Genomic DNA, 343 nt, shown 5'->3' with positions numbered 1-343 from the left:
TGCCAGCCCGCGCAACTTGGGCAGGGCGTCGGAGAGGTGGTGGCCGTGGGGGTCCACGAGGTCCGCGACGACCTGGCCGGTGTGGTCGGTCCCGAAGAAGATGAAGTCGGGACGAACCGCTTTCCAGGTGCCGGAGTCCTCGCGGTAGGCGATAGCCAGCGACTCCTTGGTGGCGCGTGCGGGGTTGCGGTACCAGCCCTTGAAGCCGGGCTGCTTGGCCTCGGAGTCGAGGACCTTGCGCTCCCACTCGTTGAGCGTGATCGGGTAGGTGCCGTCCTCGGCTGCCATGAGGTGCATGAGCCGGGTCTCCAGCGGGCTCTCGGTCCCGTCCTTCTCGCGCACC

At 68.5% G+C, this 343-nt stretch carries 1 pseudogene; it reads right to left on the bottom strand.

The features are described 5' to 3' along the window. Nucleotides 1–343, bottom strand: a pseudogene (locus KVS67_RS11710) (type III restriction endonuclease subunit R); the annotation flags it as partial.

The organism is Micrococcus sp. GbtcB5, from assembly GCF_019091605.1.
Taxonomy (GTDB): Bacteria; Actinomycetota; Actinomycetes; order Actinomycetales; family Micrococcaceae; genus Micrococcus; species Micrococcus luteus.
This window is presented reverse-complemented; position numbering and strand designations above follow the sequence as displayed.